This window comes from Achromobacter sp. D10 (assembly GCF_035282245.1).
Classification (GTDB): Bacteria; Pseudomonadota; Gammaproteobacteria; order Burkholderiales; family Burkholderiaceae_B; genus Achromobacter; species Achromobacter insolitus.
In genome coordinates this window covers 151,037-165,900 of sequence record NZ_JAYJLE010000009.1, presented here as the reverse complement: position 1 = coordinate 165,900, position 14,864 = coordinate 151,037, and the positions used below count along the sequence as shown (strand labels likewise).

The window sequence follows — 14,864 nt, the reverse complement described above, 5'->3', positions numbered from 1 at the left end:
TACCGGAGAGTCCGCCATGACCCAGGAAACCATCGACCAATACGTACGCAGCGCGCTGGCGCTGGCTGGCTATGCCCTGCGCGAGCAGGCAACGGCCGAAGTCGTGCAGCAATTCACGCGCATCCACGATATCGCGGCCGGCTTCGTGGACGAGCCGCTGTCCGTGGAATTGGAATCAGCTTCGGTGTTCCGCCCGTGAGCGGCCCCGCGCAGGACATCGCGCGCCAGATCCGCGCTGGCGAACGCAGCGCCATGGCGGTGCTGGACGCCACGCTGGCGCGCGTGCGCGAGCGTGACCCGCGCTACAACTGCTTCACCGCGCTGACGGAAACCCGGGCGCGGCAGGAAGCGGCTGCCATCGATGCGCGCCGCGCCCGTGGAGAGCCGTTGCCGCCGCTGGCCGGCGTCCCCTACGCGGTCAAGAACCTGTTCGACATCGCCGACGAAATCACCCTGGCCGGCGGCCGCGTCAATGCGTCCAACCCGGCCGCAAGGCGCGACGCCCGGCTGGTCCAGCGCATGCGTGAAGCCGGCGCCGTGCTGGTGGGCGCGCTGAACATGGACGAGCACGCCTACGGCTTCACCACGGAAAACAGCCACTACGGCGCCTGCCGCAATCCGCATGACATCTCGCGCATCGCCGGCGGCTCATCAGGCGGCAGCGCCGCCGCCGTCGCGGGTGGCCTCGTGCCGCTGACGCTGGGCTCGGACACCAATGGTTCGATCCGGGTCCCTGCCTCGCTGTGTGGCGTGTTCGGCCTGAAGCCTACCTTCGGCCGGCTGTCACGCGCGGGCTCGTTCCCATTCGTCGGCAGCCTGGACCATCTGGGTCCATTTGCTGCCAGCGCCAGCGATCTGGCCGCCGCCTACGATGCGTTGCAGGGTGAAGACGCGGACGACGTGGCCTGCGCCCCGCGCGCTGCCGACCCTGTGCTACCCACCCTGGTGGACGGCGCGCGCGGACTGCGCGTCGCGGTGCTGGGCGGCCACTTTTCCGAGTGGGCCGGACCTCAGGCGCGCCGAGCCGTCGAGATCGCGGCGCGCGCGCTGGACGCCTCGGCCGTGGTCGAACTGCAGGGTGCCGCACAGGCTCGCGCCGCGGCCTTCGTCATCACGGCGGCGGAGGGCGGCGCCCTGCACCGCCGCAGGCTCGTCACGCACTACGACTACTACGAACCGCTGTCGCGCGACCGGCTGGTGGCGGGCAGCCTCGTTCCCGCGGCATGGGCGCAACAGGCGCAACGCATACGCCACCGCGTCTACCGCGAGGCCTTGGCGCTTTTCGAGCGCTATGACGTGCTGATCGCTCCCGCCACACCGGTGCCCGCCCCGCCCATCGGCTCCGACTGGCTCACGCTCGCCGGCCAGCAGCTGCCCGCGCGCGCCAGCATGGGCATCCTCACGCAGCCGTTGTCATGCATCGGCCTGCCGGTCTGCGCCGCCCCCGTCTGGCCCGAAGCCGGACAGGACGACCACCTGCCGCTGGGCGTGCAATTGATAGGCGCGCCTTGGCGCGAAGCCGATTGCCTGCGCGCCGCGCAAGCCCTGGAGCTCGCTGGCATCGCCCGCGCCCGCCCCCTTTGAACCCCCGATCCGAGGCCACACATGGGAACCGCCTTCGCCGTCATCGACATTCCGCGCACGCTGGCCGACACCGCATACGGCACATTGAAGCGCGACATCCTGGACTTCCGCCTCGCGCCCGGAGACCGTTTCACCGAGACCGAGATCGCCGACCGCCTGGAGGTCAGCCGCACTCCGGTGCGCGAAGCGCTGTTCCGCCTTGAGCGGGAGGGCTACCTGGAAGTGCGGCAGCGCAATGGCTGGCTGGTCAAACCGCTGGACTTCAACACGCTGGACCACTTCTATGAGCTGCGCAGCGTCCTGGAAGCGGCCGCCGTGCAAGCGCTCTGCGTATCAGCCAATGCGGCTGAACGGCAGCGCGCGCTGCGCCCGCTGGCCGACATCTGGTTGGTGAACGAAAGCGAACGCTCCAGTGATTGCGAAAGGCTGGCCGACCTGGACGAGCGTTTCCACATCGATCTGGTCGCGGCGGGAGGCAATCCCGAGATCGCCCGCGTGCATCGGGCGGCCACCGAGCGTATTCGCATCGTGCGCCGCCTGGATTTCACCCTGCCCGAGCGCATCGGCAAGACCTACGAAGAGCACGCCGCGATACTGGATGCCGCGCTGGCCGGGGACGCGGCGCGCGCGGTCGGACTGTTGAGCGCGCATATCCAGGGGAGCCAGGCCGCGGTGCGCAAGATCACGCTGCACCGGCTGTACTCCGCCCGTGGCGCGCGCGCAGCCTGATGAGGGCGCGCCCGCCTCAACCGGCGCGCAGCCAGCGATGCAGCATGCGGGACACCAACGGCATGCAGATGAACACCATGACGGGGGTGAGCGCGACGCTGGTGACCAGCACGCGCCAGAACACCGGCAAAAGACTCAGGGGTTCGCTGGCCAGAATCGAAAACACCAGCAGCACCGGAAAATAGGCGAGCCAGATGCTGACGGCCTGCTTCCAGCGCGGTGGCGCGCTCGCCCTGGGCGCGAACCAATCGTCGGTGCCGCTGACACGGCGTTCGTGGCTGGCGCGCACCAGCGCGGCTCCGCGTTCCAGCCACATGCGGCGCGGCAAGGAATTTTCCCAGCGGCCCAGGCTGGCGGCGTCCGCAAAGCGCAGCACGATCTGGTACTGGTCGCCGCCCTCGGGCGGCTGCAGGACGCCCGACCCGAGAAAGCCGGGAAACCCGGCTGCCAGGATTTCGCCCTGGCGCATCCAGGACAGGAAATCGCCGTAGCGTTCGGGTGTGATGTGTCGGGTGACCAACATGGTGACCGGGGCGGAAACGGCGGAACTGGTCATGGCGGAACTCCTGGGACGGCAAGCAGCTTGTTATGCAGTGTTAACCCTAGCAAGCGGCATGCCAGCCACCAGGCGCCGCGCGTCCCCCGGCGTAGCATTCATCGCAGCGGACACACCGCACCGCGCCATACACCACCTTGGTGATTTCCCAAAGATTCCGCACCACAACGGTGCCAACCGGAGCAGCAGGCATGGATATCAACCTTCCCGACGTGGTGGCCGAAGTCACCGCCGCCCTCGAACGCTACGAGGCTGCCCTCGTGAACAATCAGGTGGAGGTGCTGGACGCGCTTTTCTGGAACAGCCCGCACACGCTGCGCTATGGCGCGGGCGAGAACCTTTATGGTTACGAAGCCATACGCGCGTTCCGCGCGGCGCGCTCGCCTCAAGGCCTGGCACGCCGCGTGCTGCGCACGGTCGTCACGACCTACGGCCAGGATTTCGCCACCGCCAATCTGGAGTTCCAGCGCGACGGCAGCGACCGCCCTGGACGGCAAAGCCAGACGTGGATGCGCACGCCCGAGGGGTGGCGCGTCGTGGCCGCCCACGTCAGCCTGATGAGTTGATGCGCCCGCCGACATCAGCGCGTCATGATGCTGAATAAACATATGCGCGATCGTCATTGAGCGGGCTTGCGTACAGGTCTACACTGACATTCCCGTCCAACCCTTGGAGCCTGCGCCCCATGAGCACCTACAAGATTGCCGTTTTCGTCGGAAGCCTGCGCGCTGCCTCGTTCAACCTGCGGCTGGCCCGCGCGCTGGAAAAGCTGGTGCCCGCGGACTTCAAGTTCGAGTACGTGAGCCTGGGCGATGTGCCGCTCTACAACCAGGACAACGAGAACAACCTGCCCGCGCCCGCCGCCAAGCTCAAGCAGCAGATCGCCGACGCCCAGGGCATCCTTTTTGTTTCGCCCGAGCACAATCGCTCCTTGCCCGCTGCCCTCAAGAACGCCATCGACTGGGGTTCGCGTCCCTGGGGCCAGAACTCCTGGACCGGCAAGGCCGCCGGCATCGTCGGCACCTCGCCCAGCGCCGCCGGCACCGCGCTGATGCAGCAGCACTTGCGCAATATCCTGGCAGCTGAAGGAGCCAACGTCCTGACCACGCCTGAGGTCTTCCTGCAGTACACGGAAGGCCTGATCGATGACCAGTACACCATCACCAACGAAGGCACCCGCAAGTTCCTGCAAGGCTGGGTGGACCGCTACGTGGACTGGATCAAGAAGTTCAACGCCTGATCGCCGCCGCTGCCGGCACGGGCTCCTCCCGGCCGGCAGAGATCGCCCGCCTACCTCCGGGCGATCAAGCCCCCCGATACGTTCGGGGGGCTTTTTTTTTGGACGCGCCCGCCCCGCCACCGCCGGGCCGCCCCAAGGTGGGCCAGCCCCCTTGGGGGGCAGCAAGCCGAAGGCGCGGCGTGGGGGTCTCTTTTCACCGCCGGGCCGCCTCAAGGTGGGCCAGCCCCCTCGGGAGGCAGCAAGCCGAAGGCGCGGCGTGGAGGCCCACACTTATCCCCGCCAACTGTGGAGAAGGTTGAGGACAGCCTTTGGGCAGAGTCAAAATCCCCTGTCCCGCCAAGCACTTGCAAGGGGCGGTCAAAAAATGCGCAATCATCCTTTTGGATGATTTTTGTCGCACTTATCCACTGAAATCGGGATGAACCCGCGACCTCGCGCCGCAATCTTGCGGCCATGTGCATTTGTCCCCGCGTTCTGTGGAAAAGCATGAGGACAGCATGAGGGCAGCTTGGAAATTCCCTTGCATATCAAGTGCCTGCAGGGGGTGGTCAAGAATGGCTCAAACGCCGTATCGAGACGTGGCGGTTGTCCCCGGCAAATGTGGATAAGCCTGAGGACAGCCTGCGGGTAGCGTTCAAAAACCCTTACGGGCCAAGCACTTGGAAGGCCCGCTCAAGAAACGCTCACTATCCGCGGACCCACGGTGTCATGCCGGGCAGGAACTGCAAAGGGCAAAAGCGCGGCCAGCTTGTCCCCACCGAATGTGGACAAGCCTCTGAACAGTCGCATAACAAGCTGGAAAAACCCTTATCCGACAGTCACTTGGATGGCGTGCTCAAGAAAGAAGCAGCAAGAGAGCTCATTCGTTGCCTTCCAGCCGCATGCCAATCTTCAAACCGACCTGCCAGTACGCCACCTTGCCGTCCTTGATATGGCCGCGCACTTCGGTGACTTCGAACCAATCCAGGTTGCGCAGCGTTTCGGAAGCGCGGGCGATGGCCTGGGAGATGGCGTCATCGGTGGATTTGGTGGAAGAGCCCACCAATTCGATTTGCTTGTAGACATGATTCGACATAGCTCGTCTCCGCTGAGGGGGTGAGTCGTGAATCGTCGGCCTGGCCAAGGTGTTCCGGCGCTTACGACCGGCAATCCATTCGAACACACAGCATACGCTCACGGCGCTAGAGTGGTGTTACGAGTTCCGTCGCACCGGCCTCGGCGCGGCGGAACCCGTTCCCGCAACGCAAGCAAGGAGGTGTCGTCATGCCTGAACGAAAAACCCTGGAACGAGCGGCGCGCGATAAACGCCAAGGAAAGTCCGCGTCCACGCAAGCCGGAGAGTTCGTGCGCGAGGAAATCGAACACGTGCGCGAAGGCAAGCACGGCGTGCGCTCCACCAAGCAGGCGATCGCGATCGGACTGTCCAAGGCGCGGCGGGCGGGCGTCGACCTGCCCACCCCCAAGAAGGCCAGCGCAGCCACGAAGCGCAAGGCCAAGCAGGACAGCAAGGCGGCTGAGGACGGGCATGCCAAGTCGACCAAACGCGCCAAGGCCACCACCACCGCCCTGAAGAAAGAAAGCACCAAGCCCGCATCGCGCACTGCGCTGTCGCGCCAGGCCAGCGCATCCGCGTCCAAACGCACCGCGGCCGCGCGCTCCGCCGCCGCCAAGAAGGCTGCCGCCACCAAAGGCGCGGCGGGGCGTTCCGCAGCGGCGAAGAAAGCCGCTCGCACGCGCGCGGCGAATCAGCGCGCCGCCCACGCACATTGAGGCCCGGTCAGGCCCTGACGTCCGGCCCCGCGGCAGGGCCTGCCTCGAATGCCTTGAAGCGTTCATGCAGAAACTCGCGCAGGCGCTTGACCGCCGGCGACAACAGCATGCGGTGCACGCAGAGCAGGTATAGCGGCGAAGGCTCGCACTCATAGTCGGCCAGGACCTCGATGAGCCGGCCCGCCCGCAAGTCGGCCAGCACGTCATAGCGCGATTTGTACGCCAGCCCGTGGCCGGCCAGCGCCCAGCGGCGCACCAGTTCGCCGTCGTCGCCCACTCGATCGCCCTTGACCGGTACGTTGAGGACGGCCCCCTGGTGCAGAAAGGCCCAGCGGTCATGCAAGGTTTCGCCCAGCACAAACGACAGGCAATTGTGGCGCCGCAGGTCCTCGGGCACGCGGGGGACGCCATGGCGCGCAAGGTAGGCCGGCGAAGCGCACACGACGCGGCGATTGTGCTCGGCAAGCGGCAGGGCCACCAGTCCCGAGTCGTTCGGCGTGCCATAGCGCACGGCGATATCGACCGGTTGCCGGTACAGATCGGCCAGGCGGTCACTGATGCGCACCTGGAAGTTGACGCGCGGATGGCGTTCCTGGAATTCGTCCAACCAGGGCAGCAACACGTGGCGGCCGAGGTCCGAGGGGATCGACACGGACAGCGTGCCCGAGATGTCCGTCTTGTTGCGCGCCACGGCATTCCTGCCTGCTTCCAAGGCCGACAGCGCCGAGCGGGCATGCTCCAGGTAGCGTTCGCCGTCGCTGGTCAGCCTGAGGCTGCGCGTCGAACGCACGAAGAGGCGCGCGTCCAGGGCTTGCTCCAGCCGTTTGAGCGCGGCGCTGGCAACCGCAGGCGTCAGATCCAGTTCGCGCGCGGCGGCGGAAAAGCTGCCTTGGGCGGCTGCCGCCATGAAAATTCTCAGGTCCTCAAACCGCACCATGCCGGCCTCATTTTCAAAAAATTATTGAAACTGACTGCGATGCTAGCCGCTTTTTCCCCGGTTTGGACTGGGTAATCATGCCCACATCCCCCCGACACGCAAGGAGTCACCCCATGAAAATCGAACTAAACGGCAAGAAGGCCCTGGTCACCGGATCTTCCGGCGGCATCGGCCTGGCCATCGCCGCGGGTCTGGCCGAGGCCGGCGCCGAGATCGTGCTGCACGGCCGTAACGCCGACAAATTGGCACAGGCCGCCGCCTCCCTCGCCAACCAGTTTGCCTCCGCCCGCGTCAGCACCGTGCAGGCCGATCTCGCCACCGCCGACGGCGCGGCTTCGATCTCCGCCGCGCATCCCGACGTGGACATCCTGATCAACAACGCCGGCTACTTCGCCCCCAAGTCCTTCACCGAAATCACGGACGACGATTGGCAGTACATGCTGGACACCAACGTCATGAGCGGCGTGCGCCTGTCGCGCTACTACCTGCCTCGCATGCTGGCCGCCGGCTGGGGTCGCATCGTGTTCATCTCCAGCGAATCCGCGGTGCAGATTCCCGCCGAAATGATCCATTACGGCGTGAGCAAGACCGCCTTGCTGGGCGTGTCTCGCGGGCTGGCTGAACTGACGGCCGGCACCGGCGTTACCGTCAACGCCGTACTGCCCGGCCCCACCCGCTCCGAGGGCGTATCGGACTTCTTCGCCGAAATGGCCAAGGAGCAAGGCGTGACCCAGGACGAAATGGAACGCGACTTCATCGCCCAACACCGCCCCACCTCGCTGCTGCGGCGCCTGGCCACCGTTGAAGAAGTGGCCAATATGGTCGTCTACACCTGCTCGACGCAAGCCTCGGCCACCAATGGCGCCGCGCTGCGCGTGGACGGCGGCGTCGTCCGCTCCATCATCTGATTCCTGCCTGAAACCATGAAAGCCATCGCCTTTTCCAAGAACCTGCCCGCCGACCATCCCGAGGCGCTGCAGGACATCACCCTCGCCGATCCCGTGCCGGGCGAGCGCGACCTGCTGGTCGAAGTCCGCGCGATTTCAGTCAACCCGGTGGACGTGAAGATCCGCGCCAATCGCAAGCCCAAGGACGGCCAGCCCGAGGTCATAGGCTGGGACGCCGCAGGCGTCGTGCGCGCGGTCGGCGCCAAGGCCAGCCTGTTCAAGCCGGGCGACCGCGTCTGGTATGCGGGCGCGCTGAACCGGCCCGGCGCCAACAGCGAATTGCACGTGGTGGACGAGCGCATCGTGGGCCGCATGCCCGCCAGCCTGGATTACGCGCAGGCCGCCGCGCTGCCGCTGACCACCATCACTGCCTGGGAGCTGCTGTTCGACCGCCTGCGCGTGCTGGACAACAGCGCCCCCAGCCGGGGCAGCCTGCTGGTCATCGGGGCCGCAGGCGGCGTGGGATCCATCCTGGTGCAACTGGCGCGCCAACTGACCGGCCTGACGGTGATCGGCACCGCCTCGCGTCCGGAGACGCAAGCCTGGGTCCGCGAACTGGGCGCGCATCACGTCATCGACCATAGCCAGCCCCTGGCCGCCGAGCTCAAGCGCATCGGTTTTCCGCACGTCAGCCACATCGCCGGTCTGACCCAGACCGACCAGCACTTCGCGCAAATGGCCGAAGCGATCGCGCCGCAAGGCAAGATCGCCCTGATCGACGACCCCGCGGCCATCGACGTGCGTCTGCTCAAGTCCAAGTCGGCTTCGCTGCACTGGGAGTTCATGTTCGCGCGTTCGCTGCACGCCACCCCCGACTTGATCGCACAGCACGAACTGCTGAACCAGGCCGCCCGCCTGATCGACGAAGGCACATTGCGCACCACCCTCGGCGCGCACTACGGCAAGATCAACGCGGAAAACCTGCGCCGCGCCCATGCCTTCATTGAAAGCGGCAAGGCGCAGGGAAAGATCGTGCTGGAAGGGTTCTAGGAAGCGCGCATGCCTTGCCGCGATCCGCGGCGGGGCATCTCGCAATTGGCGGCGGAAAGCAGTACAACCTCGACTGCGCGCAATCGCAAGCGCAATGCCATCGGGAGTCTCTTCTGCTCGACCACATATTCAATCAGACGCTGGAACCCGTACTTTGGGGGATGGTGGCCTTCACCTTGCTGATGCTGAGGCTGGCGCCCCTGCAGGGATGGAAGGCCGCCATCGTCGCCGGCATCACGGCGGGCCTGGTCTTCGATACCGTGCAATTCCGCGTGGGTCCGCCGCGGCTTTGGGATTCGCTGGTGCTGGGCTCGATGCTGGCCGCCCTGCTGGCGGCGGCCGTGCTGGAACTGCTGGTGCACTTGCTGCGGCGCTCGCGCACCGAGCGCGCCTGACACGCCGCAGCGGCCTGCGGACAAGACCCGATGCGCCGCCCGCCCCCTTTTCAGGCGCGCCCTTCCCGCTTGGCCCGGGCGTGAGGATCCTTGATTTCAGCCTCCAGTTCGGCGATCAACCACTCGAACCAGCCGTTTTCAGTGCGGGCATAGACCACCGCGGCCGGCGTCTTGCCTGTGCGCCAGCCCGGCTGGTGCGCATCCATCCACGCTCCCAGGCTTTTATGCGGCGCCAACAGGCCCGACAGCCACGACCACAGGTAGTCGGGCACGTTGCGGCGGAATCCTTGCGCGCAGGCGTAGATGGTGGGCTCAAGCGGCAGGTTGCCGGCGCGGGCCAGCCTCGCCTGCACCCGGCGCAGGATCTCGGCCGCAGCCTGCAATTGTTCGGTGCTGAGCTTTTTCACGTGAGGACTCCTAGACTTGGTTTGCCCGGATTATCGCCGCAGGCGGCAGCGCTTTCAAAGGGGCGCGGTTCATCGGCTAATCGCCTCCCGCGGCGGGTCCAGCCTAAACAGCGCGGTCGCGCTGAAACGCGCGCCAGGCTCCAGCACCCGCATGCCGGTGCGGGCATCACCGGCTGCCGCCAGGTTGAACGCGTCCGCCACATTGGTGACCGGCTCCACACACAGAAACTCCGAACCGCCCGCCGTATACACCACCAGGTGCGCAAACGCCGGATCGGCGTGCAGCGCCAGCTGGTGCCCGTCCGGCCAATGCAGAGTGGCCCGCCCTTCCCATTGCGACAGATAGGTGTCGCAGCCGCTGGCCGAACGCCGCAATTCGCGCACGTGGACAGCCTTGCTGCCCGCAGGCAACCCGTCGGCGTCCGCCGGCCATTCGCGGCGCGCGTGCAGCGTGACGCGTTCAGCCGTGAAATAGGGATGCAGGCCCAAGCCGAACGGCATGGGCGTATCGCCAAGATTGGTGATGCCAAGCGCCACACTCAGGCCGCGCGCGTCCAGCCGGTAGCGCTGCACGCATTCGAAGGCCCAGGGCCAGCCCAGCACGCCGGCGGGTTGATCCAGCACCAGGTCGACGCTGTCCGCGCCGTGGCTGCGCACGCGCCACGCTTGATGCAGGCCCGCTCCATGGATCGCATGGGGCCGGCCCGGCACGGATTGCAGCGCGTGGCGCACGCCGTTGAAGGCGAACACGCCGTCCCGAATGCGGTTGGCGTACGGCGCCAGCGGATAGGAGCCTGCGCGCGGCCACTGGCCGGCAGGCCACTGCGTGGCGGCCAGCGGCACGATCCAGTCGTGCGTGTGCGTGGACAGCCGAGTCAGGCGTCCGCCGCCTCCAGGCGCGAACTCAGCCAGGTGCGGGCCGCTGGCAATGGTGATGCGTTCGCTGGCATCCAGCGATGCCGGAACGGGAAGATCCTGCATAGATGTAAGGCTCCGATGACGCGACAAGGGTCGCGCGCTGCGATTGTGCCGTCCGCAGGATAGCGGCGGCAAGCGCCGGGCGATTCCTCATTCCCCCGCGGTAACGACGCCGCACAGCGCCAGCAGCCGGCCCAGCGCTGGATTCTGATTGGTCTCCAGCCATGCGATGCCATGTTGCAGCTTGGGCGCGTCCGCAGGCAGCGGCCGGAACACCACGCCCTCCATGTTGAACGACTCGATGTCTCGCGGAATGATGGCCACGCCCGTGCCGGCCGCGACCAGGCACAGCAGGGTCTGCGATGCCTCCGTTTCGCGCACCACGCGGGGCAGAAAGCCTGCCTCCAGGCAGATGGCATCCATGGCGCCGCGCAGGTGAAAGCCCTTGCCCGAGGGATAGGCGATAAACGGTTCATGGGCCAGGTCGGCAACGCGCAGGCCGGGCTTGGCCGCCAGGGGATGGGCGTCGGCCAGCGCAATGGAGAACTCGCTGAGCATGAATTCGTGCGACACGATGTGCTTGCCTTCCAGCGGCAAGAAACACAGGGCCGCGTCCAGCGCGCCGTCCAGCAGCTTCAGGCGCAGTTCGCCGGTCGGCAACGGCCCCTGGATGTCCAGCGCGATGTCGCTGTAATGGCGCCGGCAATCCCGCACCAGGCCAGGCAGGCGCACGTGGCTGGCGCGTCCGGTGTAGCCCAGCCGCAGGCTGCCGGTCTCGCCGCGGCCGGCTTTGCGGCAGGCTTGCACGGCGCTGTCGAGCTGCCGGAACATGGGCTGGAGGTTGTCCAGGAATACGCGCCCGGCCACCGTCAGCGTCACCTTGCGCGTGCTGCGATCGAAAAGCTTCACGCCCAACTCGTCTTCCAGTTCGCGGATGCGCTGGCTCAAGGGAGGCTGGGCGATGTGCAGGCGCAAGGCGGCGCGCGTGAAGTTCAGCTCCGTGGCAAGAACCATGAAGCTTTGCAGATGGCGCAATTCCATGACGAGTTCCGGTATCGGCTATTGATATGCATCCAATATAAATGATGTTCCGATAATAAATTGGACGACTCAATTTCAGCCCACTAAGCTGCCACGCATTGCATAACGACACAGCGTGGAGACAAGCATGGCTGATCTTTCGGGGCGCGTTGCCCTGGTAACCGGTTCGACCAGCGGCATCGGCCTGGCCGTGGCGCGGCGCCTGGCGCGCTCGGGCGCCACCCTGGTGCTCAACGGCCTGGCCGATGCGGACGCGGTCGATGCCCTGTGCGCCGAATTCCGCGATACCTATGGCGTGCCGGTGCGGTTCCAAGCCTGCGACCTGCGCAAGCCGGCGCAGATCGAAACCATGATGGCCGAGCTGAACCACGCCTATGGCGCGCTGGACATCCTGGTCAACAACGCCGGCATCCAGCACGTCAGCCAGATCGAGGCCTTCCCCGTCGACAAATGGGACGACATGATCGCGGTCAACCTGTCGGCCAGTTTCCACACCATACGCACGGCGCTGCCGGCCATGCGCGCGCGCAACTGGGGTCGCATCGTAAACATGGCGTCCATCAGCGGATTGCGCGGACGCGCGGGCAAGACTGGCTACAACGCAACCAAGCACGGTTTGATAGGCCTTACCAAGTCCGTGGCGCTGGAGACGGCGCAGACCGCCATTACCTGCAACGCGATTTGCCCCGGTTGGGTGCATACGCCGCTGGTGCAAAAGCAGATCGACGCGCTGGCCGAGCGCGAGGGCCTGGACAATGCCGCAGCCACCAACAAATTGCTGGGCCTGCGCCAGCCTTCGGGCAAGTTCGTCACCCTGGAACAGATCGCGGGCCTGTGCGAGTTCTTTTGCTCGCCTGATGCGGACGAAGTGCGCGGCGTGGCCTGGGCCATGGACGGCGGCACCACCGCCGCCTGAAATCGCGGCAGCAGCCGCAACTGAACATACGCGCCGGCCGGGCATCGGCGCGCAGCCATACCGATAACGCCCGCGAGGAGAGCACGATGCTGGACCACACCCATGCCCCCGGCGCCAAGAGCTGGGTCGACGGAGCCAACGGCCATCCGGACTTCCCGGTGCAGAACCTGCCAATGGGCGTGTTCCGCCACGACGGCGGCACGCCCCGGGTCGGCGTGGCCATCGGCGAGCACGTGCTGGATGCGCGAGCCGCCGTGGAACTGGGCTTGCTGGACGGTCTGGATCCGGCTTCGCGCCAGGCGCTGTCGGCAAACCGGCTCAACGATTGGATGGCGTTGCCGGCCACTGCCCGCCAGGACGTGCGGCACGCCCTGTTCGCGCTGCTGGACGCCTCCCACCCCGCCAGCGCCCGGCATGCAGCACAGGCCGCGCGCCTGCTGCACCCGCAGGCGGAGTGCGAACTGCTGTTGCCGGCGGACGTGGGCGACTACACCGACTTCTATGCCGGCATCCATCATGCGAGCCACGTGGGCAAACTGTTCCGGCCCAACAACCCGCTGATGCCGAACTACAAGCATGTGCCCATTGCCTATCATGGCCGCGCCTCATCCATCTGCGCTTCCGGCACACCGGTGCGCCGGCCGCGCGGACAGGTCCGGACCGCAGCCGGCGTCGACACCCCGGCCTATCGCCCGTCGGCGCAACTGGACTTCGAACTGGAACTGGCAATCTGGATCGGCCCCGGCAATGCGCTCGGCGAGCCAGTGCCTCTGGAACAGGCCGCGAGCCACGTGGCGGGCTACGGCCTGCTGAACGACTGGTCGGCGCGCGACATCCAGGCCTGGGAATACCAGCCGCTTGGGCCGTTCCAGGGCAAGAACTTCGCCTCCACCGTGTCGCCATGGGTGGTGACCGCCGAGGCGCTGGCGCCGTTCCGCCGCGCCGCCATGGCGCGCGGCGACGGCGACCCCGACCTGCTGCCATATCTGCGCAACGCCGACGACGCCGCCATGGGCGGGATGGTCATCGCGCTGGAGGCATGGCTGTCCACTCCCCTCATGCGCGAACGCTCGCTGGCGCCGCAGCGGCTGGCTGCCTCCGACGCGCGCCATCTGTACTGGACGCCGGCGCAGATGGTGACGCAGCACACGCTGGGCGGCTGCAATCTGCGGCCGGGCGACCTGCTGGGGTCCGGCACCATCTCCACGCCCGACGACAGCGGCCACGGCAGCCTGCTCGAACTGACTCACGGCGGCACGCGCCCCATCACCTTGCCCTCGGGCGAAACGCGGCTGTTCCTGGAGGCGGGGGATGAAGTCACCCTGACGGCCCATTGCAGCCGCGACGGGTTCCAGCGCATCGGCTTCGGCGCAAGCCGGGCACGCATCATCGAATGACATTCAAAACCAGGCATCCCGCAAAGCCTGGAACCAGCCGGCAAGCCGGCGGCACACAAAGGAGGAAAGACATGAAGAAGATTCTGGCAGCAGGCATGGTGGCCCTGGCAGCGGCAGGCAGCGCGCCCGCGCTGGCGCAAGACTTCCCCAACCATCCGATCCGCCTGATCATTCCGTATTCCGCCGGCGGCGTCACCGATGTCGTCGGCCGCGCCCTGGCCGAACAGTCTGGCAAGCGGCTGGGCCAGACCGTGGTGGTGGAGAACAAGACCGGCGCCAACGGCACCCTGGGCGCAACGCAGATGCTCAACACCGCCCCCGACGGCTACACCGTCACCATGGTGCCCATCGGCATCTTCCGCATGCCGCATATCACCGGCACGCGGTATGACCCGATCAAGGACCTGACCTATATCTCCATGATCGCCGGCTACAACTATTACGTCGCGGTCGGCGCCGACTCTCCCTGGAAAACACTGGACGATCTGGTCGCCTACGCCAAGTCCAAGCCTGACGCGATTTCCTACGGCACGCCGGGCGCCTACAGCAGCCAGCACATCGCCATGGTGCAATTGGGCGAAGCCGCCCAGGCCAAATGGACCCACGTGCCCTACAAGGGCGATGCCGACGCGCTGTCCGCCATGCTGGGCGGCCACATCCAGGTGCTGGTCGGCGCAAGCACCATCCTGCCCTACGTGGCCTCGGGCAAAGTGCGCATCCTCGCTTCGCTGGGCGACAAGCGCTCGCCGGACCTGCCGGACGTCCCCACGCTGAAGGAGGCCGGCTATCCCGTGGTGCACACCTCGCCTTTCGGCATTGCCGGCCCCAAGGGCATGGACCCGGCCGTCATTGCCAAGCTCGACGGCGCCTTCCGCGCCACCCTCAAGGACGAGGCCTTCCTCTCCCTGCTGCGCCAATCCGGCGTCTCGCCGCAATACATGGATTCCGCCAGCTACACCAAAGCCGCGAAGGCCAGCGCGGATACGGAGCGCGAGGTCATCAAGAAGCTGGGCAACATCATGAACAAATAAAGTACG

At 66.6% G+C, this 14,864-nt stretch carries 18 protein-coding genes; 12 read left to right on the top strand and 6 right to left on the bottom strand.

What is annotated here, in order from left to right:
* The first annotated feature begins 16 nt into the window (after positions 1 to 16).
* The 3 genes from VCS63_RS21725 to VCS63_RS21715 are packed head-to-tail and all read left to right on the top strand — an operon-like array spanning position 17 to position 2,313.
* Entirely contained in the window at positions 17 to 199 is a 183-nt protein-coding gene (locus VCS63_RS21725) for a DUF4089 domain-containing protein (protein WP_042794500.1), read from the top strand.
* On the top strand, positions 196 to 1,584 hold the full coding sequence (locus VCS63_RS21720; protein WP_323881017.1) for an AtzE family amidohydrolase: 1,389 nt from the start codon (positions 196 to 198) through the stop codon (positions 1,582 to 1,584). Before VCS63_RS21725 ends, VCS63_RS21720 begins: the two co-directional genes overlap by 4 nt.
* Before the next feature lie 21 nt (positions 1,585 to 1,605).
* On the top strand, positions 1,606 to 2,313 hold the full coding sequence (locus tag VCS63_RS21715) for a GntR family transcriptional regulator (protein ID WP_042794502.1): 708 nt from the start codon (positions 1,606 to 1,608) through the stop codon (positions 2,311 to 2,313).
* A 16-nt stretch (positions 2,314 to 2,329) separates the two neighbouring features.
* On the opposite strand, the gene VCS63_RS21710 is transcribed toward VCS63_RS21715, so the two are convergent.
* Complete coding sequence (locus VCS63_RS21710; protein ID WP_042794503.1) at positions 2,330 to 2,869, bottom strand: antibiotic biosynthesis monooxygenase; 540 nt, start codon at positions 2,867 to 2,869, stop codon at positions 2,330 to 2,332.
* Between the two features lie 191 nt (positions 2,870 to 3,060).
* Here VCS63_RS21710 and hpxZ point away from each other — a divergent pair, with 191 nt between their 5' ends.
* Together hpxZ and VCS63_RS21700 are read left to right on the top strand one after the other, a co-directional pair.
* On the top strand, positions 3,061 to 3,435 hold the full coding sequence (gene hpxZ / locus VCS63_RS21705) for an oxalurate catabolism protein HpxZ (RefSeq protein WP_063641104.1): 375 nt from the start codon (positions 3,061 to 3,063) through the stop codon (positions 3,433 to 3,435).
* Positions 3,436 to 3,554: 119 nt separating this feature from the next.
* Positions 3,555 to 4,109 (top strand): NADPH-dependent FMN reductase, encoded by a 555-nt coding sequence (locus tag VCS63_RS21700; RefSeq protein WP_063641103.1) that lies wholly within the window; start codon positions 3,555 to 3,557, stop codon positions 4,107 to 4,109.
* An 859-nt stretch (positions 4,110 to 4,968) separates the two neighbouring features.
* Here the strand turns inward: VCS63_RS21700 and VCS63_RS21695 are convergent.
* The gene (locus tag VCS63_RS21695) at positions 4,969 to 5,184 is read right to left on the bottom strand and encodes a dodecin (RefSeq protein WP_042794506.1); all 216 of its coding nucleotides are present in this window, start codon (positions 5,182 to 5,184) and stop codon (positions 4,969 to 4,971) included.
* 188 nt (positions 5,185 to 5,372) lie between these two features.
* On the opposite strand from VCS63_RS21695, the gene VCS63_RS21690 reads away from it, so the two are divergent.
* Complete coding sequence (locus VCS63_RS21690) at positions 5,373 to 5,879, top strand: DUF6496 domain-containing protein (RefSeq protein WP_063641102.1); 507 nt, start codon at positions 5,373 to 5,375, stop codon at positions 5,877 to 5,879.
* A 7-nt stretch (positions 5,880 to 5,886) separates the two neighbouring features.
* Here VCS63_RS21690 and VCS63_RS21685 read toward each other — a convergent pair whose 3' ends face one another.
* The gene (locus VCS63_RS21685; RefSeq protein WP_042794507.1) at positions 5,887 to 6,816 is read right to left on the bottom strand and encodes a LysR family transcriptional regulator; all 930 of its coding nucleotides are present in this window, start codon (positions 6,814 to 6,816) and stop codon (positions 5,887 to 5,889) included.
* 113 nt (positions 6,817 to 6,929) lie between these two features.
* Here VCS63_RS21685 and VCS63_RS21680 point away from each other — a divergent pair, with 113 nt between their 5' ends.
* The 3 genes from VCS63_RS21680 to VCS63_RS21670 are packed head-to-tail and all read left to right on the top strand — an operon-like array spanning position 6,930 to position 9,148.
* Entirely contained in the window at positions 6,930 to 7,724 is a 795-nt protein-coding gene (locus VCS63_RS21680) for an SDR family NAD(P)-dependent oxidoreductase (protein WP_175199427.1), read from the top strand.
* A 15-nt stretch (positions 7,725 to 7,739) separates the two neighbouring features.
* Positions 7,740 to 8,753: a zinc-binding alcohol dehydrogenase family protein gene (locus tag VCS63_RS21675; protein ID WP_280133798.1), complete on the top strand. Its 1,014-nt coding sequence runs from the start codon at positions 7,740 to 7,742 to the stop codon at positions 8,751 to 8,753.
* Between the two features lie 14 nt (positions 8,754 to 8,767).
* Positions 8,768 to 9,148 carry a hypothetical protein gene (locus tag VCS63_RS21670; protein WP_223306514.1) on the top strand — a complete coding sequence of 127 codons (381 nt, stop codon included), beginning with the start codon at positions 8,768 to 8,770 and terminating at the stop codon, positions 9,146 to 9,148.
* A gap of 50 nt (positions 9,149 to 9,198) precedes the next feature.
* On the opposite strand, the gene VCS63_RS21665 is transcribed toward VCS63_RS21670, so the two are convergent.
* From VCS63_RS21665 to VCS63_RS21655, 3 genes are all read right to left on the bottom strand, one after another.
* Positions 9,199 to 9,555 (bottom strand): hypothetical protein, encoded by a 357-nt coding sequence (locus tag VCS63_RS21665; RefSeq protein WP_042794510.1) that lies wholly within the window; start codon positions 9,553 to 9,555, stop codon positions 9,199 to 9,201.
* Between the two features lie 69 nt (positions 9,556 to 9,624).
* Complete coding sequence (locus VCS63_RS21660; RefSeq protein WP_063962488.1) at positions 9,625 to 10,536, bottom strand: aldose epimerase; 912 nt, start codon at positions 10,534 to 10,536, stop codon at positions 9,625 to 9,627.
* 87 nt (positions 10,537 to 10,623) lie between these two features.
* A complete protein-coding gene (locus tag VCS63_RS21655) occupies positions 10,624 to 11,514 on the bottom strand; it encodes a LysR substrate-binding domain-containing protein (protein WP_063641098.1) in 891 nt (296 codons plus the stop codon).
* 127 nt (positions 11,515 to 11,641) lie between these two features.
* Here VCS63_RS21655 and VCS63_RS21650 point away from each other — a divergent pair, with 127 nt between their 5' ends.
* The 3 genes from VCS63_RS21650 (at position 11,642) to VCS63_RS21640 (ending at position 14,858) form a co-directional block, all read left to right on the top strand.
* Positions 11,642 to 12,430: a 3-hydroxybutyrate dehydrogenase gene (locus VCS63_RS21650; RefSeq protein ID WP_063962486.1), complete on the top strand. Its 789-nt coding sequence runs from the start codon at positions 11,642 to 11,644 to the stop codon at positions 12,428 to 12,430.
* A gap of 86 nt (positions 12,431 to 12,516) precedes the next feature.
* Positions 12,517 to 13,827, top strand: coding sequence for a fumarylacetoacetase (gene fahA, locus VCS63_RS21645; protein ID WP_323881016.1), 1,311 nt, complete (start codon positions 12,517 to 12,519; stop codon positions 13,825 to 13,827).
* A gap of 71 nt (positions 13,828 to 13,898) precedes the next feature.
* Entirely contained in the window at positions 13,899 to 14,858 is a 960-nt protein-coding gene (locus VCS63_RS21640) for a tripartite tricarboxylate transporter substrate binding protein (RefSeq protein ID WP_323881015.1), read from the top strand.
* Positions 14,859 to 14,864 lie beyond the last annotated feature (6 nt).